This is a genomic window from Pontibacter sp. CAU 1760, from assembly GCF_054482735.1.
Genome location: NZ_JBTLRL010000012.1, coordinates 116,757 through 140,332, shown reverse-complemented (window position 1 = coordinate 140,332; position 23,576 = coordinate 116,757). Strand labels below are relative to the sequence as shown.

Sequence of the window (23,576 nt, the reverse complement as noted above, 5' to 3'; positions counted from 1 at the left end):
GCAAAGTAAGCTAAAGGCAAAACAGTGGAAAAAGAAAACCTCCAATACAAATGCACTGGAGGTCTCAAATTAAAAAGTAATTTCGTCTAAAATCCGTCAACTTATTTCAGGACAAGACATAATTAACCCTATTGCTTAGTAGCTCCAAAGGCTGTATTCGTACTCGATTAAGGCTTCTGCAGCATCTTGGGCAGCTAATAGTCCTTTTTTACCACCACCATAGATATCGGCCAAGCCTCTATCATTCGGATTAGAGATTTTGGTGATGTAAGAGCTGAACAGCCACAGATCGAATGCATCTGCCAAGTTCTTGTGCTGTGCATCGTTCTGCGCGTTGTACCAGATCGCCATCTCCGGGTTGTTACGGAATATGCGTACCAGATCTTTCATCATAAAAGAACCCACGTTCTGCTCAAAACCCAGCGGGTTCAGTGTAGAAGGCACTTTGATGCTAATCGTCTGTATGTCGTGGTACATACGGGAGCGCTTTTTATCAAAAATAGCGTTTTCCTTCACCTCCAGTAAATACAGCTGCTTAGGGAAGTACTCGTTGCTAACTGCTGTTGCGCCGCTCTGCTGGTTGCTTTTATTACTACCCAACGCATCTCCCCAAGCATCCTCTTCCTCTGCCGGCTGGCCGAAACCAGCTGCAATTTCCGCATCACTCAGTTGGCTTCCACCTTCTTTCGGAGTCATGTTTGCAATAAACTCCTCACGCGTCAAGGGGGTGTTGATCGAGTCGTTTTTGTAAGCTGTCAGCTCACCACTCTTCACCGCATTGATGATGATCTTCGTGATTTCTCTGTTCTCAGAAAACATCGGCCGGTTTTGCTTCTCACGCAAATCCACTTTACGCCAAACCGTTTTCTTAAACAGTACATCTGATTCAGGAATGGGTCTAGCGGAAGGATTACTGGATGCGGAGTTAGATACCTGCTGTGCCATCGCACCTACAGATAACATCACGCCAGCGGCTACACCTAATGCTTTTATTAATTTCATACTCCTTTTAAGCTTGTAATGGTTAGTTAAGCGGAATGTTAAACGGAGAAACGGTCACGTTCGCATCCACTGCATTTCCTTTGTAGTTCAGGCGCTTCACATCTTTCACTTCCAAAACTACACGGTCTCCCTTGCTTGCCTTGGCAGCAAAGCTGGTCAGGTTAGCATCTGGGCCGTTAAAGTCTTCCTGTGCAATTGGCTGGTTGTTTCGCACCAGGTAAGCTGTCCATTTCGTTACACGGAAACGTGCTTCATTAGGCAGTAGCTGCTTAAAGCCCTCATCCGCAACCGCATCCAAACGCACCGCTCTGAAAGACTGTGCTGGTACACCGCGCTTCACATCAATTGGCCTTCCGTTAACCAACGCAACCACTTCTGGTTTTGGTATTGGGCGCACTTTGAATGTCTCCTTACCGATGGCGTTACCGCCGCTGCTCACGTTGATCGTAACCTCCGTTGATGTAGGGATGATTGTAACCTCGCCTTTCTTAGAGCCTTTGATGGCCGAGCCACCGCTAGCGCTAAAGCTTGGGTCATAAACAGCTCCCAAAGCAGGTACCTGGATGTTTAGTTCGTTGGCACACTGGAAGTATAGCGCCTGTACTGCTGCTGACTGCACCTGAATGACAGGCTTGGCAACCACATACTCTTCTGTTACTGTAAACGTAGTGTCACGGCCGTTCTGGTTGATCGTTACCTGGCCTTTCCATGTCTGCTTTGAGTTGCCGTCCTTGTCGTAATTGGAGGCCGAAGCCACAAACTCTATTTTACCAAGGCCATTCTCAACTTTAACAGGTTTGCCCTGATAAGACATCCTCGGCGTGATATTATCAGATGAAGCGGCGATAAACATGTCTGCTCTGTATTTTGTACCAGCTGCTACTGTTTTAGACTCAGCGCGGGCCATGGCAAAAATCTTCTCGAACTTGATGATGTCAGCGCCAACTTCTGCGGCGAGCTTCTGCAAGGCATCAGCCTCATACTTCAGGATTTCGCTCTCCTTCTGCGAAAGAACAGCCAAAGCGGCTACCATCGGAGTTTCCTCGAAGTTAAGCTCTGCAAAATCCTTGTTCTTCTGCGATGGGTCCTGGCTTGCCACCGGGTCCTGTGCACCGTCAAAAGCCAGCTGATCCGGCATGTTCGGGTTATACTTCTTCAGGAACTTAGCATAGTTGTTCAGCTTGTCCTTCAGCTCGTATGCCAAACCGTTGTTCCTGTCAGCGGCCCCGATCATGGTGTTGGCCACAATGTCATTCCCCTCAGGGTTTGCGTATCCTACACCTTCATCGCCTTCGCCACCAGTTTTCTCAATCAGCGTTTTGCGGATGCCCTGAATGTAGGAAACCATCTCTGCCGTCTGCTGACGTACCTCTTGTGCGTTTGTTAAAACACGCTTGTCATTGGCAGACGGTGTTTTGTTCTCTGCAATGGCAGCTCTGATATTTGATACGACCCCGGCGTTATCCGTCTTTGTTCTCGTATTCACTTCCTGTAAACTCTCGTCCAGGAACTGAAACTTTAACAGGATAGCCGAGCTCACGTTAAGGGCCAGCATAGCGGTCAGTACGAGGTACATCATACCGATCATCTTCTGCCGTGGTGTCTCTTTTCCTCCAGCCATTTTATACTTTATAAACTATTGTTGCTTGTTTATTTAAGAATAGTAGCCTAAAGATTAGCCTTTCATGGCTGTCAGCATGTTACCGTACACCGTGTTCAGGTTGTGCAGGTTATGCGTCAGGCGAGAAACTTCTTCTTTAAACTGAGCAGTGTCTTTGCTGGCGTCCGTCAGGTTTTCCATTGCCATGCTTAGGTTGCCATAGAACTTGTTCATGGCCTTCAGGTGGTTATTAGAGTCCTGAAGCTCCATTTCGTAAACCGCATTCAAAGCACCTAAGTTCCGCGTCATCGACTGCACTTGGTTATGGTACTCCTGTGCATCACCAGAGGCAACGGCCATTTGCGAAAGTGCCTCAGCTGTAGTGGCATAGGCTTTGTTGATCTCGCCAAGTTGGTTAGCGGCAGCTCTTACTTTCAGGTTATACTCTTCAGTAGCAACAGTTGCCTGGCTCATGTCTGACAGTTGGGCAGTTGTATCGCTCAATCTGTTCAGGCTAAAGCCCAAGTTATTAATTGCTTCAGGAGTGATGTCTGCATTGCGTAGCATGTCATCGAGTTTGCCTGTAATAGAAGGACCAGAAGCAGCTGTGGCTGGCACTAAACCCTCGCCTGCATATTCATCTGCTAACTGTGGGTATACACGTGCCCAATCTGGCTCATGCGGTTGTGGTTGGAAAGCGCTTAAGAAGAAAATGGCGGCTTCTGTCAAGAGACCTGCTATAAGCATTTCGTTTGCAAAGTCCCAGTGCTGAATCTTGAACAGGGCACCCACGATAACGACAGCAGCACCAATACCATATACTTTAGGCATTAACACGTCGAAGAGGAAATTACGACCTTTAGCTTTGCTCATTTTGTTTTCTGATTAATAATTGACGTTAAAAAAGGTTGATAAGGGTAAGGGTTTCGAATATTATAGGATTATCTGAATTCGTTGCCGGAAGAACGTCCTAGGTAAATCATGGCGTTTCTGAAGCCGATATAAGAACGGGCCGAATCCTGGTACTCAAAGTTGCGGGTACCTGTCTCCAGGAAGTACGCGATGTCTTTCCAAGAACCGCCTCTTACTACTTTGCGTGGCTCAGCATCATCATAATATACCGGATTCAAATCCCAGGTAATCGGCACAGTCGCATCAGAATAGGCATCGGCACACCACTCTGCTACGTTACCGGCCATGTCGTAGAGGCCAAAGTCGTTCGGGAAGAACTGGGCTACTGGCGCAGTATAAGTAAATCCATCGCTGTAGTAGTCACCCCGGCCCGGCTTGAAGTTAGCCAGCAGACAGCCTTTTGCGTTACGCAGGTATGGGCCGCCCCACGGATAAACCGCCATGTCGCGTCCGCCGCGGGCAGCATACTCCCACTCTGCCTCTGTTGGCAGTCGGAACTGTGGCATAGGCGCCATTCCAGATTCCTGGTTGGCCTGGTTCTTATGCTTGGTGCGCCACTCACTAAAGTACTTGGCTGCAAACCAGTCTACTCCTACCACCGGGTAGTCGTCGAATGCCGGATGAGAGAAGTAGTACTCCATCAGCGGGTCGCCCATATGATAGGTATAATCCCTAACCCACACGGTTGTATCCGGATAAAGCTCTGTCATCACAAACTCCTCGCCCAGTACATCCAATGAATCTTCTGTCATTACATTGATGAACTGGCGGTATTCGTTATTCGTGATTTCGGTTTCATCCATATAAAAGCCTCCAATAGTCACCTGCTTGTTCAGGTTGGCCATAGAGGCTGCAATATCTTGATCTGCTTGTCCCATATGGAAAGTACCGCCGGGGCAGATCACCATACCGTAAGGCACTTCCTGTGGGTTGTACTCTGGGCGGTCTTCAGCTCCTACAAGATCTCCTTGCGGCCCACGCCCCATCCCACAGCTTGCAAGCAGTACCACCGCCAAGGCGAATGAAGACAGCTTAAATAGTTTGTTCATGACGAGTATTAAAAGTAGTAAATGGTTCGGTTATATTGTTTTAACACACTTTGACAGGTGTAGCAAATATATAAGAATTACAATCAATAAAAAAACAATTCATACCCGGAGGTTTCTATTATTTTTGAACGACTTAACGAACTGATTATTATCTTCCTAAAAATTAATTTATTGTACTCAGTGCAACGATGCGCAACATCGAGCACAAAATTATACAATAATTAAATGCAATTATCTTGAGAAGTAATAGCGTGGGGTTCTAACCGGAGGTTTGAACCGAATGATCGGCTCAGGCAGGCGGTAATTCAACATCACCTCGTGCGAGGTAGCCGCTTTAGCAGCCGCATTAAACGTTGTAACATCCAGCGCATACCCTACCCGTAGCGCATTGTCCTGAAACAGAGAGACTCCCACAAGCGCACTAACAGCTTCCTGGTGTCTATAATTCAATCCGACCCAATATTTTTCAAGGTAGGTTGCGCGGCCGCCCACGTCAAAAGAAAAAGACTCGGTATCGTGCTTCAGCAGCATTGTTGGGGTAACGGTCAGCTCTGAGGTAAGCGCCAGGTTATACCCGGCGGTAACATAAATGTGGTTCTCGCCCAGCAGTGTGCCAGCGCCGGTATTAGCTGAGTCAGCGAACTCGTATTGGGCGTGTAGAAAGTTGGTGACGCCACCACCGGCATAAAATGTCTCTGATTCATACCACAGGCCTGCTCCAACATCAAATTTCGTGTCTGAGCTGTTAAAGGGCACGTTGGGGTCGTTGGCGTCGATGGCCCTGTAGTTACCTTTCTTGTAGTTGTTCACGTTGCCTTGCACGCCCAAGCCCAAGCGACCCGACTCTCCTATCTGGATGTGGTAGGCATAAGACAAAGCTGCCGACAATACTGTGGTATTGCCAATCTGGTCGCGCATCAGGTTTATACCTACCCCGCCGTGCAGGAGCCTTACAGGCGTATGCGCCGTGATCAGTAATGTTCTCGGGGAGCCGCCATCATCGAAGGAGGCATCGTAGCCCAGCCATTGGTAGCGGTAAATAGAAGTAAACTCGGGGCGGTTGGTAATGCCGGCATAGGCCGGGCTGATTTGCATGCCGTTAAACCCGTAGTGGGTAAATTGCGGCTGTTGCTGCGCCGACGCCCAGAAGGGAGCTAGCAGAAGCAGGAACAGCAGAACGGGAACAAATTTCTTCATAGGCCGTGGCAACAGGGCAAAGTAAGCAACAACCCTCAAAACGGGTTGCCTCTTTTCAAATATAGACATAAAACACTAAAACGCAAATGCAGGCCTGCCAGTGAGCAGCGCTTGCGTTTGCGTTTTAGTACCTATGCAATCCGGGAAGAAAGGTTACAAATTCCCTTACTTATTTAGATGCTGCATTTGCTCCTGAATGTATACCTCTATGGCTCCCGTCATGGAAGGCGCGTTCGGCATCGGAGCCTCTATATCCAGTTCAAGCCCTGCATCGCGCACTGCTTTTGCCGTGGTTGGGCCAAAGGCAGCGATACGAGTGTTGTTCTGCTTAAAGTCAGGGAAGTTGATAAACAGCGAGCTGATACCCGACGGGCTGAAGAAAGCAATACAATCGTATGTCACATCGTCTAAGTCAGATAAGTCGGCAGCTACCGTTTTGTAGATGATCGCCTCGGTGTGCTTGATCTTGTTGGTGGCAAGGAACTGCGGAATATCATCTTTGCGGATATTCGAGCACGGGAAAAGGTATTTCTCGTTTTTGTGCTTCTTGATCACCTCAAACAGGTCCTTGGCGGTTTTCTCGCCTACAAAAAGCTTGCGCTTGCGCAGCGTGATATACTTTTGCAGGTAATAGGCCGTTTGGTCTGATATACAGAAATACTTCATGTCAGCAGGCATCTCGATCTTGCTCTCCTGACATATCCTGAAGAAATGATCGACCGCGTTGCGGCTGGTGAAGATCACGGCCGTGTGCGCCAGAATATCGACCTTATCTTTTCTGAACTCTTTGAAAGGCACTGGCTCCACCTCGATAAACGCCCTGAAATCGACCTTTATATCGTATTTCTCAGCGATAGAAAGGTAAGGAGAGTTATCGGTAGTAGGCTGCGGTTGCGTAACCAAGATTGTCTTGATAGGAATTTTGTACCTTTCAGGGTTCGCGCTGCCCTTTGCGTTGCTTTCAGCCATAGTTAGATGATACGGTTTAATATTTTCCTGCTGCAATCCCCGCTTAAAATCGCTGCTATCTCTAATTAAAAATTAAAAACGATCAATTTCAGCATAATGGCCAGCGGAATTACTTCTGTGGCGCAAAGGTATGAAAATAAATGCAAATTTAGTACCGACGCCCTCTTATTTACTGTTACAAACACACGCATCAATGTGACGGTCAGTACAATTGAAACCGCCAGGTTAGAAATCAGCAAAATGGTGTTCGGCATCACGGCATTCAGCACCAGGTACAGCAGCATCACCAGCGGCAGGAATATCCCCAAAAAAAGCATAGAGCGCAGAAATGTGCGGTACTGCAGCTGCACCATTTGCTCCAGCCCAAAGATAAAGCCCATTATTTTAAGGAACAGGTACTTCAGCAGGATTACCGCGAGTATCAGCAGGGTATAGAATAAAATTTTAGTGATGATGCTAGCCTCAGACACCGGAAAGAGCTGGTTGAAAAGCTGAATCTGCTGCACGTTGGTATGGATAGCCGCAATGGGCAGGGCCAGCGTGAGCGAAAAGGCCAGCACAAAGAGCAGGCTGGACACCGAACCCACCGACTTGATGCCACTCTCCTCTTCCAGGGCATTAGCTGGCAGCAGGGCTTTCAAGCTATACAGGTTCCGGAAGTCGTTGGGAAAGTTGGTGCGCAGAATGCCGTACAACAGCCCCACCACCAGCAAAAACAGGATGAAGGCGCTCTGGTTGGTGTATTCCCGCACCCGCAGTGATAGGGGCCGCTGGTTTTTTTGACGGGCGTTACCGGTTCCCTGCAACTGGTTCCGGAACGAGTTGATGTTGGGCTGCTGCTCCGGGTGCCATACCGTCAGCAGGTACTTCCCATCAACGGGGGGGATGCGCTTGCTATACGTGTTCAGGTCGAGGGTATAAGTAGCCGCGAAATTGGCTTTAAAGATCAGTTGGTTGTTGAGAAAGACACAGAGGTCGCGGGGCGCGGCAAACCCTATCTGGAACTGCCGGCCCTCTGCCACCGACACCCACTGGTGCAGCGCATGCACGTTTGTGTGCTTTTCGGCGACGTAGGGCACCAACTGCGCACCCCTCTCTGCCTGCACCACCCAGTCGGCTGTGAGGGTGTTTTTCTGCTCTAGGGGCAGCACCTGCGCGCTTGCCGGGGCCATGCCCAACCAAGCCATCAGGCAAAGCAAAAGAAAACAGCGGCTACGCTTTCGCTCTGGCTGTCGTGGAAACGCTTTGTGCACTGCGCGACTTATAAACTCCAAGTACAATACTTAATAAAATTGAAAACCCAAGCAGCGCTAACATGATGTTCTGGCTGCCCCAATCCTCAAAGCTCAACACAAACACAATCACGAGCAAATTCAGCGCCGCTAAAACCAGCACGGTGCCGATCTGGCTAAAGCCCATGGCTAGCAGCCGGTGGTGTATATGGTTTTTGTCCGGTATAAAAGGGGAGTTCCCTTTGAGAATGCGGATAAGGAAAACACGTGAGGTATCAAAAAGCGGCACAAACAGGATGCCCATGGCCATGGCTGGCGCAGCGGGCTCTGTGCGCATCTCGATAAACTGTATGGCCAGCACCGACAGGATAAAACCGCAGAGCAACGATCCGGTATCGCCCATAAAGATAGTGGCTTTATGGAAATTATACCGCAAAAACCCCAGAATCCCCCCTATCAGGCAGAACGCTACGGCAGCATAATTGCTATAGGCCGGACCTCCTTCCAAGAAAAAGTAAATGCCAAACGTGCCGGCAATGATCAGGACAATCGTACCTGCCAAGCCATCCAGCCCGTCGATCAGGTTAATGGCGTTGGTGATTCCCACAATCACAATAAAGGTAAAGGCATAGCTGATGCCAATCTGCAACTCACCGATACCAAATATGCCCTGAAAGCTCGTGATCCGGATATCAGCCATAAACATGACGATGCCCGTTGCCAGCAGCTGTACAGCAAATTTCTTCAGTGCCGAGATAGAAATAAGATCGTCTTTCAGCCCTATAAAGAAAAGGATGATGCACCCGGCCAGCAATTGCTGCACCCCGTTGTTGAGGTCGGCAAAAATACTGAGCGACGACATAAAGCCTGCAAACATGGCCAAACCGCCCAGCCGTGGCGTCAGCTCCTCGTGAACGGTGCGCAGGTTAGGCGCGTCCAGGATGTTCTTGAGGTGTGCCACCCTAATAATGGACGGAACAGCGAAGATCGCGATAAGAAAAGCCCAGCTAAAGGCCAATATAAGTGGTAAGATTCTCTGATCCATAGGCTCAAATCTGAAGCAATAAAGGTTTTTGCTCCCTCAGGTGGTTAACAACAGCACAAGCCCGCTAAGCTGGTGGTTAGTTCCTGCAATTAAAAAATAACAGCAAGCTACCATAAATTAACGCAAGACCAAAGCAGGCCAAATGCCCCGAAAACTTATGCACACGCTAAGTATGCAGCACGCCCTGCAGCTGCAACATGCTTATAGCAACCAGGTTTTCCTCTTTGATCGTATCCGGCACGAACACAAACTTTTTGTCAAAAATCTGCTTGTCGATGTAGTAGCTGACCCAATACTCGTTATTGATCGAGAAAAGGGCTGGGTCAATCGGCTCTACCTGCACAAACGATTTTGCCTCTACACGCTCAAACATATGCCGCAGTACCGAGGTTTTTACCTCCTCGTCATTTAACGTGCCATACCCTTTGGAGGCCACCAGCACGTTGTCAATCGCAAACGCGTTGTTGTTGAGGAGGTATACGTCCCATTGCGCCTCCCCGATATCATTTGTAGAAGTGGCCACCGCTATAGAGACGCCCTCTACAGTGCCAAAGTCTATGTCTTTCTTCATGAGTTAGTAGTGGTAATAACGGCCCCAAACAAAGCAGCCAGGTGTTTTGTAAGCTTTTCGGCCACTTCTGGCAGCGGCACCTCACGCCCCAGCTCTTTCGCTAACGACGTAACCTGCTTATCTGAGATACCGCAGGGCACAATATTGTTAAAATAGGTGAGATCGGCGTTTACGTTGAAGGCAAAGCCGTGCATGGTTACCCAGCGGCTGCATTTCACCCCCATGGCGCAGATTTTGCGTGGGTTTCGCTGCTCCTCATGGTCGAGCCATACCCCCGTGAGGCCGGGTATGCGCCCCGCCGCAACGCCATAATCTGCCAGCGTCAGAATGATGGCCTCTTCCAAGTAGCGCAGGTACTTGTGAATGTCAGTAAAAAAGTTCTCGAGGTCCAGGATGGGGTAGCCTACCAACTGGCCAGGCCCATGGTAGGTAATATCGCCGCCCCGGTTTATCCTGTAATAGGTTGCACCTTTCTCCTTCAGCCCCTCCTCGTTCAGGAGCAGGTGCTCTTCGTGGCCGCTCTTGCCCAGCGTGTATACATGCGGGTGAGAGCAGAAAAGCAGGTAATTGGGCGTTGGTTGCTGCGCATCGGCATCGGCCTTACGGTTCTGCACCTTTAACTCCAGAATACTATTGAATACCCGCTCCTGGTACTCCCACGCCTCCTTGTAATCGATCAGGCCCAAGTCCTTGAAATCTATTTCGGTGTTTTTCTGCACGTTATCTTTTAGAAAGTTCGCCTTTCAGGTAATCAATGTTTGTCATGCTGGCTGGATCTACCCTGTTGAGCTCGGCTAAATACACCGACACCCAGTCAAAGAGGTGAATCAGGTAAAATGCCTGCTCCAAGTATGTAGCTCCCTGCCCCTCGATCTCCAGCACATTCTGCGCTTTGCTCTCGAACAGTTTTTTGGAGAGCTCCATGCGTAGCTGCACCCGCGGATGGTCGTAGGTTGTTTTGATGAGCAGAACCGCCAGTTGCTGGTACATGTTTCCGGCACGCTCCCACCCCACTACCTCGTTGTGGTTCATCTCCGGGAAGGTATTGACATGGCACAGTTGCTTGGCGTTCTCGTTAAGCTGTTGCTGAAAACGCAGGGCCACCGGCTCCATCGCGCTGCTGGCATAAAGCACCGGCAGTTTGTCATGAAACTTGTTGGCCAATGCGCTTGCCTGCACCTTAATGATACCCACCTGCTCGTCTAGCAAGTCTACGGTCTGGTTCAGTTCGGTTTTAAACGTGCTGTCCAGCAAACCGGCATAGTGCAGTATGTATAGCATCGACACAAACGAGTAGCCCAGGCTAACGCGCGGCTGCACATACCTGTCAGGCAGCTTGATGTGCGGCATGCCCTCTTCCTGCGCGATGCGCAGCAACTCCCCTCCGGAAGTAACAAAGGCCACGCTCGCGTCTGAGTTCATGGCAGCCCTCACCCCGGCAATGGTCTCCTCGGTGTTGCCCGAGAAAGACGAGGCAATGAACAAGGTGCCCAAACCCACAAAAGCCGGCACGTTATACCCTTTGCACACAATTACCGGCACATCGAGCTTATCGGCCACATAGGCCTGCACCAGGTTGCTCCCAATACCGGAGCTCCCCATGCCCATGATCACTACATTATTATATTTAGGTGCGGAGAACGTGACTGTCGCCTTTTCCCCTATGTCCATGGCATCGCGCAGCTGTTCTGCGAAGCCCCCAACAAGTTGCTTCATAATTCGTCTTTAATCTCTAATGAACAATCATTGTCATCTCAGACTGGTGCAAATTACGGGATAAATCATGGCATCTCAAACAAACGCCCACCTCCTGACCGGCCAGGCCGGCGAAACCCGCGCAGTGGCTCACCTGCAGCAGCAGGGCTACACCATTATATGCCAGAATTACCGGCACCGGCGCGCAGAGGTTGATATTATTGCCCAGAAAGAGAACCTGCTGGTTTTTGTTGAAGTGAAAACCAGGGGTACAGATAGGTACGGATATCCGGAGGAGGCAGTTAATTACCGGAAGGAAGCCATGCTATTGGGGGCCGCAGAGGCCTATATTGAGAAATCCGGCTGGCAGCACGAGGTACGGTTCGACATCATCTCGATCACGCTCTCCAGGCCAGTTACCGTGCACCACATCGAAGACGCCTTCCACTAACGCTGCGCCTGTGAGCGCTTGTCCAGCTTATCCTTCTCATAGATCAGGGTGCCGTGGCGGTCGTACTCTTTTACCAGGAATGGCTCGAAGCGGGAGTCATAGGCTGTTTTAGGGTACTGGTACTCGTAGTGGCGGCGCCCCCTGAAATCGTAGTAGTTGACCCAGGTGCCTACTTTGCGTCCTTTCTCATACTGCCCGGACCATTGCACCTGCCCGTTCTCATAGAAGCGGTAGTAAGTGCCCTCCACCTGACCATACTGGTATGGGATCACCTCCTTTATCTTTTTGGTGTCGCCGTAGTAAGAGATAACGGCATCGCGCACGAAGCCTTTCTCATAATGGTTTTTATCTACCAGGGTTCCTTCCTCATCCGGGCGATATTTCTCCCAGCGCAGGTGCTTGGTGCCCACATAAAAGTAGCCTTCCTCCACTACCTGCCCGTTTATTTTCTTCTCATAAGGGCCATGTAGCAGTTTATAGCGGTTAGCGTCGGCCTCGTCGCTGCTGGTGCGGTAGAGTTTGCGTTTTTTGGTGTCGTAAAGGTATTTCAGCGGAGCGTAAGGGTCCGGGTCCTGGTAACTGTCCAGGTAGCTGAAGGTCTCCAGCGTTTCCCGCGAGCCTCTGCCCGACTTGATGAAGCCACGCTTCACCTTTTGGCCCAGGAAGTACTTCTTGTTATATTTCTTCTTCTTGCGCTTTTTGTCCTCCTGCAGGTCTTCCTTCGTAAGGGCTGTCCGCTCCTCTATCTCCACGTTAATGGTGTCGCCGGAAGCGAGCACTTCTGCCTTGCTGCTGTCTTTCAGGCGTGCCTGGTTCAGCAAATAGTCACTGTTCCATTTGGGTTGGCCACAGCCGCCCAGCAACAACATGCCCATACCTGCCACAAAAGAAAAATACAGAAGAAGAGAATGACGCATCTGATAATTTTGAATGACTGATTTTTGATTGACTGACTGGTATCTGACTGATTTCAGAAATAAATAATTCTGCAACAGGAAACCTCGCCACTGCCCTACCGGAAGCTACCAGGTACCCGCCAGATTGTAAACGTAAAGATGGGCATATTTCATATAGGCACCAATACGCAAACTGAGTCTATAACTTCGCCTTCGGCCGCTTAGTTTCATCAGGTGCTGGCTCAGAAGCAAAAAAGGCAGCACCCTGGGGGCACTGCCTTAATACTGTTGGTATAATTTTTCGGTACTATTCTTTTGTCATCAGCTCGAAACTGCGCTTCACAAACGTAGTAAGCGCGGCACCCGACAGCATGTTCTGCGACAGCAGGGCCAGATCGAAGGCCTGGCGGGCTACAGCCGACTTGGTTTCTCCCTCCGCTTTCAGCACGCGCTGGTTCAGCGGGTGGTTCGCGTTGATGGTCACGTTGTAAGTGTCCGGCATGTCGCCCATGAACATCATACCGCCACCGCCGGTCTTGCTCATGTCCTTCATGCGGCGCATGAACTCAGGCAGCGTAATCACCACCGGCGCATCGTCTGGTGCCAGCGGCGCAACCTCCACCATCATATGCTGGTTGTTGATCGCCTTCTCGTAGATACCCTTCAGCTCTTCCTTCTCCGTGTCGTTCAGCACGCTTTCCTTTGTCTCGTCGCGCTCAATCAGCTTGTCGATCGTCTCAGAGTCCACACGCTTCAGCGTTACTTTCTCCAGCTTCTGCTCCAGCAGACCGATAAAGTGGCTGTCGATCATCGAATCCAGCTTCAGCACATCGTAGCTGCGGCTTTGGGCGGCCTCCACAAAAGCGTGCTGCTTGTCGGCGTCTGTGGTATACAGCATCACCAATTGCTCGCTCTTGTTGGTCTGGTTAGTCTGCACCAGCGCCTTGTACTCCTCTATGGTGTAGTACTTGCCCTCGGTGTTCTGCAGCAGCACAAAGTCTTTGGCTTTCTCATAGAACTTATCATCCGACAGCATGCCGTATTTCACGAACACGTTAATGTCTTCCCAGCTAGTCTCAAAAGCAGTGCGGTCTTTCTTGAAGATCTCGTTCAGCTTGTCGGCTACCTTTTTGGTGATGTAAGTATTGATCTTCTTCACGCTGGAGTCGGCCTGCAGGAACGAGCGGCTCACGTTCAGCGGAATGTCCGGCGAGTCGATGATACCGTGCAGCAACATCAGGAACTCCGGCACCACGTCCTTCACCTCGTCGGTGATGAACACCTGGCGCGAGTAGAGCTGAATTTTGTTGCGCTGGATCTCGAAGTCGTTCTTGATTTTCGGGAAGTACAGGATACCGGTCAGGTTGAACGGATAGTCCACGTTCAGGTGAATCCAGAACAGCGGCGGCTCCGACATCGGGTACAGCTCCTTGTAGAAGTTCTTGTAGTCCTCGTCGGTCAGGTCGGTTGGCTGCTTCGTCCAGATGGGGTTCGGGTTGTTGATCACCTCGCCCTCAAACTCCACCGGCACCGGCAGGAACTTGCAGTACTTGTTGAGGATGGTGCGGATACGCGCCGGCTCCAGGAACTCCTCCGAGTCCGAGGCGATGTTCAGGATCACGTTCGTGCCCTGGTCCTCTTTGTGGGCCGGGATGATGGCGAACTCGGTGCTGCCGTCGCAGGTCCAGTGCGCGGCCTCTGTGCCCTCGCGGAAGGACTTGGTTACGATCTCCACACGCTCGGCCACCATGAAGGCAGAGTAAAAGCCCAGACCGAACTGACCGATGATCTGGTCTTTGTCGCCGGAGTCTTTAAAGCGCTCCACGAACTCTGTCGCGCCCGAAAATGCGATCTGGTTGATGTATTTCTTGATCTCCTCGGCCGTCATACCGATTCCGTTGTCGGAGATGGTGATGGTACGGGCATCCTTGTCAACCGCTACTTTTACCTTCAGCTCGCCCAAATCGCCTTTATACTCTCCGATGGCTGCCAGACGCTTCATTTTCTGTGTAGCGTCCACGGCGTTGCTCACCAACTCACGCAGGAAAATCTCGTGGTCAGAGTATAAAAACTTCTTGATGATGGGGAAAATATTCTCGGTGTGAATCGAAATATTACCTCTTTCTTCCATGTTTATACTTTATATTTTGAATTTATAGATTTGTCAGACGTATGCATCTGTCCGGGTGCTTTCAAATCCTGTTCCATACCCGCTCGCTGTGACAGGTTGTCAGAAAACAGCTAAAAAGGCCGGAACTGCGTACCCAGATGGTCAGATTTGCGCCGGTATCGAGGCCAAGATGCAACATTGTGGAATTTATAGTACCTTTACTTTGGTTATGCTAGCGTTTGCCCCTGGTGCCTAAGCTTTACAGACATATCGCCCTGTTCTTGCTGCTGCTCTTTTGCAGGGCGATGGTGCCGGATGCCCTTTTGCTGGAGCTGCACCCGCATACCCATACCATCCACACCGACCAAACCGATGCCAAAAAGGCACAGGTGGGCGCAAAGCACAAGCATTGCCCGGTAGAGGATGTGTTCGGAAAGCCATTTCAGGGAAGCCTGCCTCCCCTGCTGACGGTGCCCCTCACCCACAACGCTGCCCAACTACCTGCGTTTAGTTGCAGTGGCTACGGTACAGCTGGCCCGTTCGAGTACCTGCGTGGCCCGCCGGCTCTGGCCTAACCCTCGCTGCTCCTAAGGCCTTTCTGGCAGGGGCCCCTGTTTTTTGTTGAGCTAGCGCCGGCCCCTGCGTCCATCTCCTAGCTTCCTGTTAAAGAGCTTCTATGTATTTCTATAAGAAGGTGCAGCACCTGCCTGCACTGCTCCTATCCTTTTTCCTTTTCATGGCACATGCGGCGGCGGCCCAGTTCCTGCCTCCGCCCGGCATCGATGCACCAGGCACAGTGCAAGACTGCGGCCTTACGCTCTCGGGTAAGGTACTGGACCATGATTCCCGTGAAACATTGGTGGGCGCCACCGTTGCTATCCCAAAGCTGCACCAGGCCTCTGCCGCCGACGAGTACGGCAATTACCACTTCCACCACCTCTGCCAGGGCACCTATACCCTACAAGTAACCTACGTAGGGTATGAGCCCGAGACGTTCACAGTAAAGCTCACGGGTTCCACGGTAAAAGACCTGCCCCTGCATGCTCTTTCCATGACGTTAAGCACAGTCGAGGTGCGCGGCAACCGCCTGCAGGAGCAGGCCCAGACCTCGCAGGCATTAACCGGGAGAGCGCTGGAGGAAACGCGGGGCCAGACGCTGGCAGCATCGTTGCAGGGCATTGCGGGCGTGTCCACCATCCAGACGGGGCCTACCATTGCCAAACCCGTCATCCATGGCATGCACAGCAACCGCGTGCTGCTGCTTAACAACGGCGTGCGGCAAGAAGGGCAGCAATGGGGTTCGGAGCACGCGCCGGAGATCGATCCTTTTGTGGCCACCGAGCTGAAGGTGATCAAAGGCGCAGCCGGGGTCCGGTACGGCGCCGATGCCATTGGCGGCGTGGTGATCGTAGAGCCCAGCGCCCTGCCCACAAAGCCGGGCATTGGCGGGAAGGTGAACCTCCTGGGTAGCACCAACAACCGGCAACTGGCGGCCTCTGCCACGGTGGAGGGCAATTCCGCTGCCATACCCCCACTAAGCTGGCGCATGCAGGGCACGCTCAAAAAGGCCGGAAACTCTAAAACCCCGGACTACTACCTCGGCAATACCGGGCTGGAGGAGCAGAATTTCTCGGGCGCATTGGGGTATAAGAAGGCGCGTTTCGGCGGCGAGCTGTTTTACAGCCAGTTCAACACCAAATTAGGTATTCTGAAGGCATCGCACATCGGAAACCTGACCGACCTGAGATTTGCAATTGAGCGCGGCAAGCCCGTTGGTGCCGACACCGTAGGCTTTACCTATACCATCGGGCGGCCTTACCAGGACGTGCAACACGACCTGCTAAAAGCCAAGGCATACCTGAAGACTGGCGAACTCGGCGAGCTGGAGTTTACGTACGGCTGGCAGCGCAACCGGCGCGAGGAGTATGACCTGCACAACGCCACTGCCGATCGCCCGGCGCTATACCTCAACCTGAACACGCATACCACTGAGGCCATCTGGCAGCACACGCCGCGCGGAAACTTCAGCGGCTCTGTTGGCCTGAGCACCATTTACCAGAACAACACCTATAAGTACAGCGCTTTTCTGCCATACTACACAGGCATTACCGCTGGGGTGTTTGCAACGGAGAAGTGGCGCCAGGACAGGCTGCAACTGGAGGCAGGTATTCGCTACGACTATAAATATTTGCAGGTAAAACGCTTCGATGTGAACCAGGCACTCCAAAAACCGACGTTCGATTTCAATAATGTGTCGGGTACTTTGGGTGCGCTGTATGATGTGGGCTACCACCTGAACTTTGGGCTGAGCGCGACCTCTGCCTGGCGGGCACCCAGCGTGAACGAGCTTTTCAGTGAGGGCGTGCACCACAGTGCCGCCACTTACGAGGTAGGCGATCCGGGGCTTGCGTCGGAGCAGGCATACAACTTCGAGGCTGCTGTGAATTACTTCGGCAACCCGCGGCTGAATGGGCAAGTGAGCATCTATTACAACCTGATCAACAACTACATTTACCTGTCGCCGTTGGCCGAGCCTGTGCTGACTATCCGGGGTGCTTTCCCGGCATTTAAGTACCGGCAAACAGACGCGACATTCAAGGGTGTTGACCTGAGCCTGGAGTATAAGCTGCTGCCAGACCTGACGCTGGATTCTAAAACGGCCATTGTCCGTGCGCGCAATGCCGCCACAGACGATTACCTGATCAACATCCCCGCCGACAGGTTTGATAACAGCCTGCGCTATGAGCTGCGCCAACCGGAGGAACACAGCACGATATTCTCAAACACTTATATATCGGTTGGGGGAACATATGTAGCCAAGCAGACGCGCCTGCCTTCTAAAACGGAGGAAGACTTTGCCCCGGCCCCTGACTCCTATTTTTTAATGCATGCTGAGGCTGGCACGCAAGTGAAATTTGGCAACCAGGTAGTAGAGTTCGGTATTACAGGCACCAACCTGACTAACACCATGTACCGCGACTACCTGAACCGGTTCCGCTATTTTTCGGATGAAGTGGGCCGGCTGCTCATGTTTCGCGTGAAAGTGCCACTGAACTTCAGAAAATCGTAAAATCACAATCATTTTAAACGGAACATCGTACTGATGTACCACCTTTATACTTACAAACACTTATGAAAAAACTATTGAGATCTTCTTTAACCGCTTTTATGATAGGTGCCCTTTTGGTAGCCAATACGGCTTGCAAAGACAGTGACCCAGAGCCAACGGAAGACCAGGAACTAATAACCACCGTAAAGCTGAGTTTAGTACCAGAGGGGAAAGGCCAGAATGTGAATGCCACATATAGCGACCCAGATGGTGCGGGCGGCAATGCGCCTACCATCGAGACGTTGGTTTTGGCTCCGAACACTACCTATAACATGACCGTTACGCTGTCGGACGACAGCCAGACGCCACCAAAGGACATGACTGCGGAGATAAAAGCCGAAGGCGATGAGCATGAGCTCTTTTTTAACGCGTCTGGTGGGCTGAACATCGCCTCGGTACAGAAAACGGATATGGACAAGAACAACCGCCCGATCGGCCTGGAGGCTACCATCGTGACGGGAACTGCCAGCTCCGGCAAAATGCGCGTGACGCTGAAGCACCAGCCAAACAACCTGAAAGGCAATACCAGCGACATCTCGAAAGGCGAAACGGATGTGGAGGTAGACTTCCCTGCCGTGATTCAGTAATTGCCATTACCACAAAAAAGAAGACGGCTCCGGGATATCCCAGAGCCGTCTTCTTTTTTATACCTATATATCTTTCTCGCTTTAGGCTTCCTGCTTTCGGCGGAGCTGCGCTACTACTTTTTGGATGCGGCTGGCCCTGGTTTCGGGGCGTTTGGCTTGCAGCACTGCCACCACATACTCTTTCCGGTGCGTGAAAGCGAGTTGATTGAATACATCTACTACTTCAGCCTCTTCCAGCGCCTGTTGCATATCGTCGGGTACCGTCACGGTTTTGGTTTTGCGGTCGATGCCGGGCAGGTCTACGCCAAACATCGAAGTTGCTTTCCGTTCGGCGCGGGGCCTGAAACGCAGTGCCGACCAGACCTCATCAATAGCCACCTGCCGCACCGGCTCATACCCTAGCGCAGCCATCGCCTCCCACCCCTTATCGCGGGTCAGGTCTGTTTTGATTCCGGAAGTCTTTTTAGGATAGGCTATCCACAGCACTCCTTCCGGTTGTAACAGTACTAACGCGCTGGCTGCATCCTGCTCTACTTGCTGCGTGCTCCCTACAAATACCAGTACGGCATCGTAAATGCTCGAAGTAGGTAGCGTGTCCAGGCTTGTCACATTGGTTCCGCTCTCCTGTAACATCACCTCAATTTCTTTCGGTGCATGGAGCAGCAAGAGGGTATGGCCTGGCTTTAGCTGGAGTTTTTTGTAGAGTTCGGGCATAAGTGGGGGTATGGAATATGGTAGGGTAAGGTAGCGTTTTATCATTTAAGATATACCGCAATTGTTTAGACAGTGTGGGTAAAATTATGCGAGATGCATGGTGCCCTGGCTGCGTGTTTTCACCAGCAAGAACTTGTTAGTGAATTATGGTTGTCGATGAAAATACCAATAACGGCAGGTTTTGACCCTAAAAGCGAAAACTCTAAACAGCCTCTCATAGTACAGCCTTCCACTTTACTAGTGTATTTTCCTCATTCGAGTTAGTAAAACAAGGCTTCTCAAAAGCTAAAAATCTGTACTTATAGGCGATACGGTGAAGACGCCATTACCTCCCAAGCATTATTTTTCTTTTCTAGGTAATATAGCGTTCCTAACTTTCGGGTAGGCCCATCCGGGGATTCCCGAAACCAGTAAGATTCTGCGCCTACCATAGCTTGGGTCTTATTTTCGTTGAAGCCGATTTTATTCAGAGAGATGTACCATCTACCAGAAGTAGGGTATTGGCTCTCAAAAAGCTCCCACCCTTTATAGAGGTCTTCCCTTTCAAAGTAATATGCATATTCCTTCGTTGATATCAGTTTTATACCCTTCGCCGGAATCTCAATTTTCTCATCTAATAAATAGGAGTTAAGGTTTCCATCGGCAAACTTCGAATATAAAGTTTCCTCCATGTTAGCCGTTTGCTCTAGTTCGAAAAACAGCTGATGATTTTCTTTAGGTGATATTTCCGTTGAAGTCTGCTGCCTTACAACAACCTCAGGGAAGCTAAAATTTTCCAAAATCACGCCGTAAATATCGTACTCATCAGCAGTTAATTGGTCAGCTTGCTCAAGCTGAAAATCAGGGATGATATCATTTTCCTTTTTGCAAGCAAATGCGCTTAGCAAGAATAAAAATAATACTACTTTTTTCATAGAAAGGGAGTTAAGTGATCTTGTATAGAAGTTTAAGTTAACAAAAAAACTTAGTTATCTGATTTGGTGGTGCTGTTAATGTGTCGTGCTTTTATAGTGAGTTAGGCCTATTCTAATCCCGGATATCTTTTTATGATAGACCATCCACAGTATTCCTTTTGGTGCATGTAGTAATAAGGAGGGTATGATTTAGCTTTAGCTGGGGCTCTTGAGTAGTTCGGACATGGATATATAGACTTGCGTAATGTGGGTGATTTATAAACTCGCTTCTGAAGCCTAAAGTCACCTTTATAGCTTTTCTCCGGGTTTAAAGTACGCATATTGGTAAGTGCCTCCATACCCTTTGCTCAAGTCAGGCACAACTCCATTAAAACCAATGACGATGGTAGGAGGATCCTTCTCGTTTCTGGGATTTACAGGGCGGTACTTTCCTATAAACCCTTTCAGGGGACCAGACGCAAACCGGATAACCTTTGTCTTTGAGTCGTAGCTGCAACTTCCGTTTTTGCCCTGCATGGTGTAAGAGGTATAGCTGTTCAACTGAAAAGCGTACTGGAAGCTGAACCCGCCCCCTCCGGTTTGGTACACATTATACTTCCCTATCGGAATATTCAGCGGGGCTTTGGCATTTTTCGGCGAGGCCTTGGCTAGCGTTGCGCTAGGCTGAGCAAACTCGCAACCCGTTAGTGTCATACCATCCCGCATCCTGCTGCTAAACACGCCCGTGACCACTATTTCCTGCCCCTTCTCTAAATTGCGCAGTTTATCTTTCTCCTCCCACGGTATATCACATTTGATAAATATCTCGTAGCCCGTAGCCGTAAGGTAAACGTTGTGAAAGTTTCCGTTATACCCTTCTATGTAGTAGGTGGCCGGGGATACGCTATGGATTTTTCCGGTGATAACAAGCCGCTTGTTCATGTACTTTTCCTCAAAATCCAAAGAGTTCTTTCTGTGTTCGTCGTAGAGTGCTTTCACAGTATACTGCGCAAAGGCACTGCTGCTCACAAAAAGCAGGACAATCGAATATAGTAGCTTCATAGGCTGTGTTTTCGATTAAAATAAAAAAATAACAATAAAATCAAAAATAAAGCAAACAAAACCTTTGTTTTGATGCAGGCTTTGTCGGGCAGATACATGTGAGCATTAACCTTCGCCTTATAACTCTCTTTACTTGGCACTTACCGCGCGCTCTTTGCAATTTTCGCCACAACAGCTATCTTACAAGATATAAACGCGACTATATATGCCAGCCGAGAAAACTGTCTCCAACAAAAACATCCTCTTCAACGCCTCCGTGATTGTGGCCGCACTGGGCTATTTCGTGGATATCTACGACCTGGTGCTTTTCAGCATTGTGCGCATCCCCAGCCTCCGGGATTTAGGTATCACGAGCCAAGCAGCCCTGCTGGAGGATGGTGTGATGCTGCTGAACATGCAGATGCTGGGTATGCTGGTGGGCGGCGTGGCCTGGGGTGTGTTGGGCGATAAGCGCGGAAGGCTGTCGGTGCTGTTCGGCTCTATCTTTCTGTACTCGGTGGCCAACATCCTCAATGGCTTTGTGACCACCATCCCGATGTATGCGTTGCTGCGTTTTGTGGCGGGCCTTGGCCTGGCAGGTGAGTTGGGTGCGGGCATTACGCTGGTGAGCGAGGTGCTGCCCAAAGAGAAACGAGGGTATGGCACTATGATCGTGGCCACCATCGGAATCTCGGGCGCAATTCTGGCAGGTTTTGTGGGCGAGTCGTTTGGCTGGCGCACGGCTTACTTTATCGGTGGCGGACTCGGTTTTCTGCTGCTCTTCCTGCGCATCGGGGTATACGAGTCGGGGATGTTCGAGCACGTAAAAAGCGCTGTGCATGTTACACGTGGAAACTTCCTGAGCCTGTTCACCAACGGCAAGCGCTTCCGCAAGTATCTCAAATGCATTCTGGTGGGTGTGCCGATCTGGTATGTGGTCGGCATCCTCATTACGTTTTCGCCGGAGTTTGGCGTGGCCTTGGGTATGGAAGAGACCGTTTCGGCGGCAAAGGCTGTGTCGTTCTGCTACCTGGGCCTGGTGGCCGGCGATTTCCTGAGTGGGTTCATGAGTCAGCGGTTCAAGAGCCGCCGCATGATCGTGCTGGCCTTTCTGCTGCTCACGGCCGCCTTCGTGGCCTTCTACCTGCTCAGCCGCAACCTCTCCCTGGATTCATTTTATATCCTGTGTGTGGCGCTAGGAGTGGCGAGCGGCTATTGGGCTGTGTTCGTGACGATCGCCGCCGAGCAGTTTGGCACTAACATACGGGCCACCGTTACCACCACCGTACCCAACTTTGTGCGCGGTGCCGTGGTGCCGCTTACCTTGTCCTTCGAAGCGCTGAAAGACAGCTGGGGCCTGGTGCCGACCGCGATGGTGCTCGGAGCCATTTGCATTGCCATCGCCATCGCCTCCATCCTGACACTGGAGGAAACCTACTCCAAAGACCTCAATTACATGGAGCCATTGTAGCCATGCAGGATATACCTTCCTACTATCCCAGAAACTAGCAGGCGATGACCTCCTGTTTCGGCTTAAAAGCGTAATTTTGTGTATGATCTTATATAACGTAACCGTAAGCGTAGATAACGCGAAGGCCGATGAGTGGCTGCAGTGGATGAAAACCGTGCATATACCTGAGGTAATGGAAACCGGCTATTTTACCGGAAATCAGATTTGCCGTGTGGTAGAAGATGAGGAAACTGGCGGCAAAACCTATGCCGTGCAGTACACCTGCCGCAGCTTCGAGGACCTGAAAGAATACCAGCGTGACCACTCCCCTGCCCTACAGAAAAAGGTAAACGACCGCTATGCCGGTTACTATGCCTCGTTCCGGACCATGCTGGAGATAGTGGGTGTAAACGTGGAGCGCAACGACGAGAAGTAGCCGCATAAAACATAAAAGGGCGCTACCGGATGATGTTCATTCCGGCAGTGCCCTTTCTGCTTTCCAGCACACCGGGTTGTTAGCCGTTAAACTGCTGTATCTGTGCCTCCGTCAGGGTGCAGTTGATCCACTCGCTGTCTAGTTCGGCTCCGATATTCTTGTAAAAAGCGATGGCCGGCTCGTTCCATTCCAGCACCTGCCACCTGAAGCGTTTGGCACCCGTATTTTTGGCCTCCAGCGCTACTTCCTTAAAGAGCTTTCGCCCGATGCCGGCACGGCGCAACTTTTCTGTTACCACCAGGTCCTCCAGGTACAGCGTTTTGCCCTTCCAGGTAGAGTAAACAAAATAGTATAGCGCAATCCCGACAATGCCCTCTGTCGACTCGGCTACAAAAAACTTATAGATCGGGTTCTCGCCGAAACCGTCGCGCTCCATATCCTCCAGCGTATTGGTAACCTCCTGCGGCGCGCGCTCAAACTCGGCCAATTCTTTGATCAAGGCATGCACCTGCGGCAGGTCGTCTATTATTCCTTTTCTGATTGCTACTTCCATGTTAATTGTTGATTGCTGGTTGCTAATTGTTAAATGGATATATGGCTGAATGGTCCAAGGGTTT

General features: G+C 50.7%; 23 protein-coding genes. 6 read left to right on the top strand and 17 right to left on the bottom strand.

Going from position 1 to position 23,576, the window contains the following annotated elements:
* Positions 1–135 precede the first annotated feature (135 nt).
* The 11 genes from porN to ACXYMU_RS16390 all read right to left on the bottom strand — a co-directional run bounded on the left by porN (position 136) and on the right by ACXYMU_RS16390 (position 11,293).
* Positions 136–1,002, bottom strand: coding sequence for a type IX secretion system ring subunit PorN/GldN (porN, locus tag ACXYMU_RS16440; RefSeq protein ID WP_458987509.1), 867 nt, complete (start codon positions 1,000–1,002; stop codon positions 136–138).
* 22 nt (positions 1,003–1,024) lie between these two features.
* Positions 1,025–2,623: a type IX secretion system motor protein PorM/GldM gene (porM, locus tag ACXYMU_RS16435; protein WP_458987508.1), complete on the bottom strand. Its 1,599-nt coding sequence runs from the start codon at positions 2,621–2,623 to the stop codon at positions 1,025–1,027.
* Positions 2,624–2,677: 54 nt separating this feature from the next.
* Positions 2,678–3,475, bottom strand: a complete 798-nt coding sequence (gene porL / locus ACXYMU_RS16430; protein WP_458987507.1) for a type IX secretion system motor protein PorL/GldL — start codon at positions 3,473–3,475, stop codon at positions 2,678–2,680.
* Between the two features lie 68 nt (positions 3,476–3,543).
* On the bottom strand, positions 3,544–4,563 hold the full coding sequence (porK, locus tag ACXYMU_RS16425; RefSeq protein ID WP_458987506.1) for a T9SS ring complex lipoprotein PorK/GldK: 1,020 nt from the start codon (positions 4,561–4,563) through the stop codon (positions 3,544–3,546).
* A gap of 231 nt (positions 4,564–4,794) precedes the next feature.
* Positions 4,795–5,760 carry a PorP/SprF family type IX secretion system membrane protein gene (locus tag ACXYMU_RS16420; protein WP_458987505.1) on the bottom strand — a complete coding sequence of 322 codons (966 nt, stop codon included), beginning with the start codon at positions 5,758–5,760 and terminating at the stop codon, positions 4,795–4,797.
* 165 nt (positions 5,761–5,925) lie between these two features.
* A complete protein-coding gene (locus ACXYMU_RS16415) occupies positions 5,926–6,729 on the bottom strand; it encodes a uroporphyrinogen-III synthase (protein WP_458987504.1) in 804 nt (267 codons plus the stop codon).
* Positions 6,730–6,794: 65 nt separating this feature from the next.
* Positions 6,795–7,916 carry a DUF4271 domain-containing protein gene (locus tag ACXYMU_RS16410; RefSeq protein ID WP_458987503.1) on the bottom strand — a complete coding sequence of 374 codons (1,122 nt, stop codon included), beginning with the start codon at positions 7,914–7,916 and terminating at the stop codon, positions 6,795–6,797.
* A 25-nt stretch (positions 7,917–7,941) separates the two neighbouring features.
* Complete coding sequence (locus ACXYMU_RS16405; RefSeq protein ID WP_458987502.1) at positions 7,942–9,006, bottom strand: MraY family glycosyltransferase; 1,065 nt, start codon at positions 9,004–9,006, stop codon at positions 7,942–7,944.
* Between the two features lie 166 nt (positions 9,007–9,172).
* Entirely contained in the window at positions 9,173–9,577 is a 405-nt protein-coding gene (locus tag ACXYMU_RS16400; RefSeq protein ID WP_458987501.1) for a hypothetical protein, read from the bottom strand.
* A complete protein-coding gene (gene lipB / locus ACXYMU_RS16395; RefSeq protein WP_458987500.1) occupies positions 9,574–10,296 on the bottom strand; it encodes a lipoyl(octanoyl) transferase LipB in 723 nt (240 codons plus the stop codon). Before lipB ends, ACXYMU_RS16400 begins: the two co-directional genes overlap by 4 nt.
* 1 nt (position 10,297) lies before the next feature.
* A complete protein-coding gene (locus ACXYMU_RS16390; protein ID WP_458987499.1) occupies positions 10,298–11,293 on the bottom strand; it encodes a bifunctional phosphoglucose/phosphomannose isomerase in 996 nt (331 codons plus the stop codon).
* Positions 11,294–11,360: 67 nt separating this feature from the next.
* Between ACXYMU_RS16390 and ACXYMU_RS16385 the strand changes: the two genes are divergently transcribed.
* Positions 11,361–11,723 (top strand): YraN family protein, encoded by a 363-nt coding sequence (locus tag ACXYMU_RS16385; protein ID WP_458987498.1) that lies wholly within the window; start codon positions 11,361–11,363, stop codon positions 11,721–11,723.
* Here ACXYMU_RS16385 and ACXYMU_RS16380 read toward each other — a convergent pair.
* Complete coding sequence (locus ACXYMU_RS16380; protein ID WP_458987497.1) at positions 11,720–12,640, bottom strand: toxin-antitoxin system YwqK family antitoxin; 921 nt, start codon at positions 12,638–12,640, stop codon at positions 11,720–11,722. The two genes, ACXYMU_RS16385 and ACXYMU_RS16380, sit on opposite strands and share 4 nt — an antisense overlap.
* 286 nt (positions 12,641–12,926) lie before the next feature.
* Entirely contained in the window at positions 12,927–14,750 is a 1,824-nt protein-coding gene (gene htpG / locus ACXYMU_RS16375; RefSeq protein ID WP_458987496.1) for a molecular chaperone HtpG, read from the bottom strand.
* A 227-nt stretch (positions 14,751–14,977) separates the two neighbouring features.
* On the opposite strand from htpG, the gene ACXYMU_RS16370 reads away from it, so the two are divergent.
* The 3 genes from ACXYMU_RS16370 to ACXYMU_RS16360 all read left to right on the top strand — a co-directional run bounded on the left by ACXYMU_RS16370 (position 14,978) and on the right by ACXYMU_RS16360 (position 18,425).
* Entirely contained in the window at positions 14,978–15,304 is a 327-nt protein-coding gene (locus tag ACXYMU_RS16370) for a hypothetical protein (RefSeq protein ID WP_458987495.1), read from the top strand.
* A gap of 101 nt (positions 15,305–15,405) precedes the next feature.
* Positions 15,406–17,799, top strand: a complete 2,394-nt coding sequence (locus ACXYMU_RS16365; protein WP_458987494.1) for a TonB-dependent receptor — start codon at positions 15,406–15,408, stop codon at positions 17,797–17,799.
* A gap of 62 nt (positions 17,800–17,861) precedes the next feature.
* The gene (locus ACXYMU_RS16360; protein WP_458987493.1) at positions 17,862–18,425 is read left to right on the top strand and encodes a hypothetical protein; all 564 of its coding nucleotides are present in this window, start codon (positions 17,862–17,864) and stop codon (positions 18,423–18,425) included.
* A gap of 81 nt (positions 18,426–18,506) precedes the next feature.
* Here the strand turns inward: ACXYMU_RS16360 and ACXYMU_RS16355 are convergent, their stop codons facing one another.
* The 3 genes from ACXYMU_RS16355 to ACXYMU_RS16345 form a co-directional block, all read right to left on the bottom strand.
* Entirely contained in the window at positions 18,507–19,139 is a 633-nt protein-coding gene (locus tag ACXYMU_RS16355; protein WP_458987492.1) for a YdeI/OmpD-associated family protein, read from the bottom strand.
* Between the two features lie 299 nt (positions 19,140–19,438).
* Entirely contained in the window at positions 19,439–20,053 is a 615-nt protein-coding gene (locus ACXYMU_RS16350) for a hypothetical protein (RefSeq protein WP_458987491.1), read from the bottom strand.
* 288 nt (positions 20,054–20,341) lie between these two features.
* Positions 20,342–21,094: a hypothetical protein gene (locus tag ACXYMU_RS16345; RefSeq protein ID WP_458987490.1), complete on the bottom strand. Its 753-nt coding sequence runs from the start codon at positions 21,092–21,094 to the stop codon at positions 20,342–20,344.
* A gap of 205 nt (positions 21,095–21,299) precedes the next feature.
* Here ACXYMU_RS16345 and ACXYMU_RS16340 point away from each other — a divergent pair, with 205 nt between their 5' ends.
* Positions 21,300–22,544, top strand: coding sequence for an MFS transporter (locus ACXYMU_RS16340; RefSeq protein ID WP_458987489.1), 1,245 nt, complete (start codon positions 21,300–21,302; stop codon positions 22,542–22,544).
* 82 nt (positions 22,545–22,626) lie between these two features.
* Complete coding sequence (locus tag ACXYMU_RS16335) at positions 22,627–22,959, top strand: DUF4286 family protein (protein WP_458987488.1); 333 nt, start codon at positions 22,627–22,629, stop codon at positions 22,957–22,959.
* A gap of 79 nt (positions 22,960–23,038) precedes the next feature.
* On the opposite strand, the gene ACXYMU_RS16330 is transcribed toward ACXYMU_RS16335, so the two are convergent.
* The gene (locus ACXYMU_RS16330) at positions 23,039–23,512 is read right to left on the bottom strand and encodes a GNAT family N-acetyltransferase (RefSeq protein WP_458987487.1); all 474 of its coding nucleotides are present in this window, start codon (positions 23,510–23,512) and stop codon (positions 23,039–23,041) included.
* Positions 23,513–23,576: the final 64 nt, after the last annotated feature.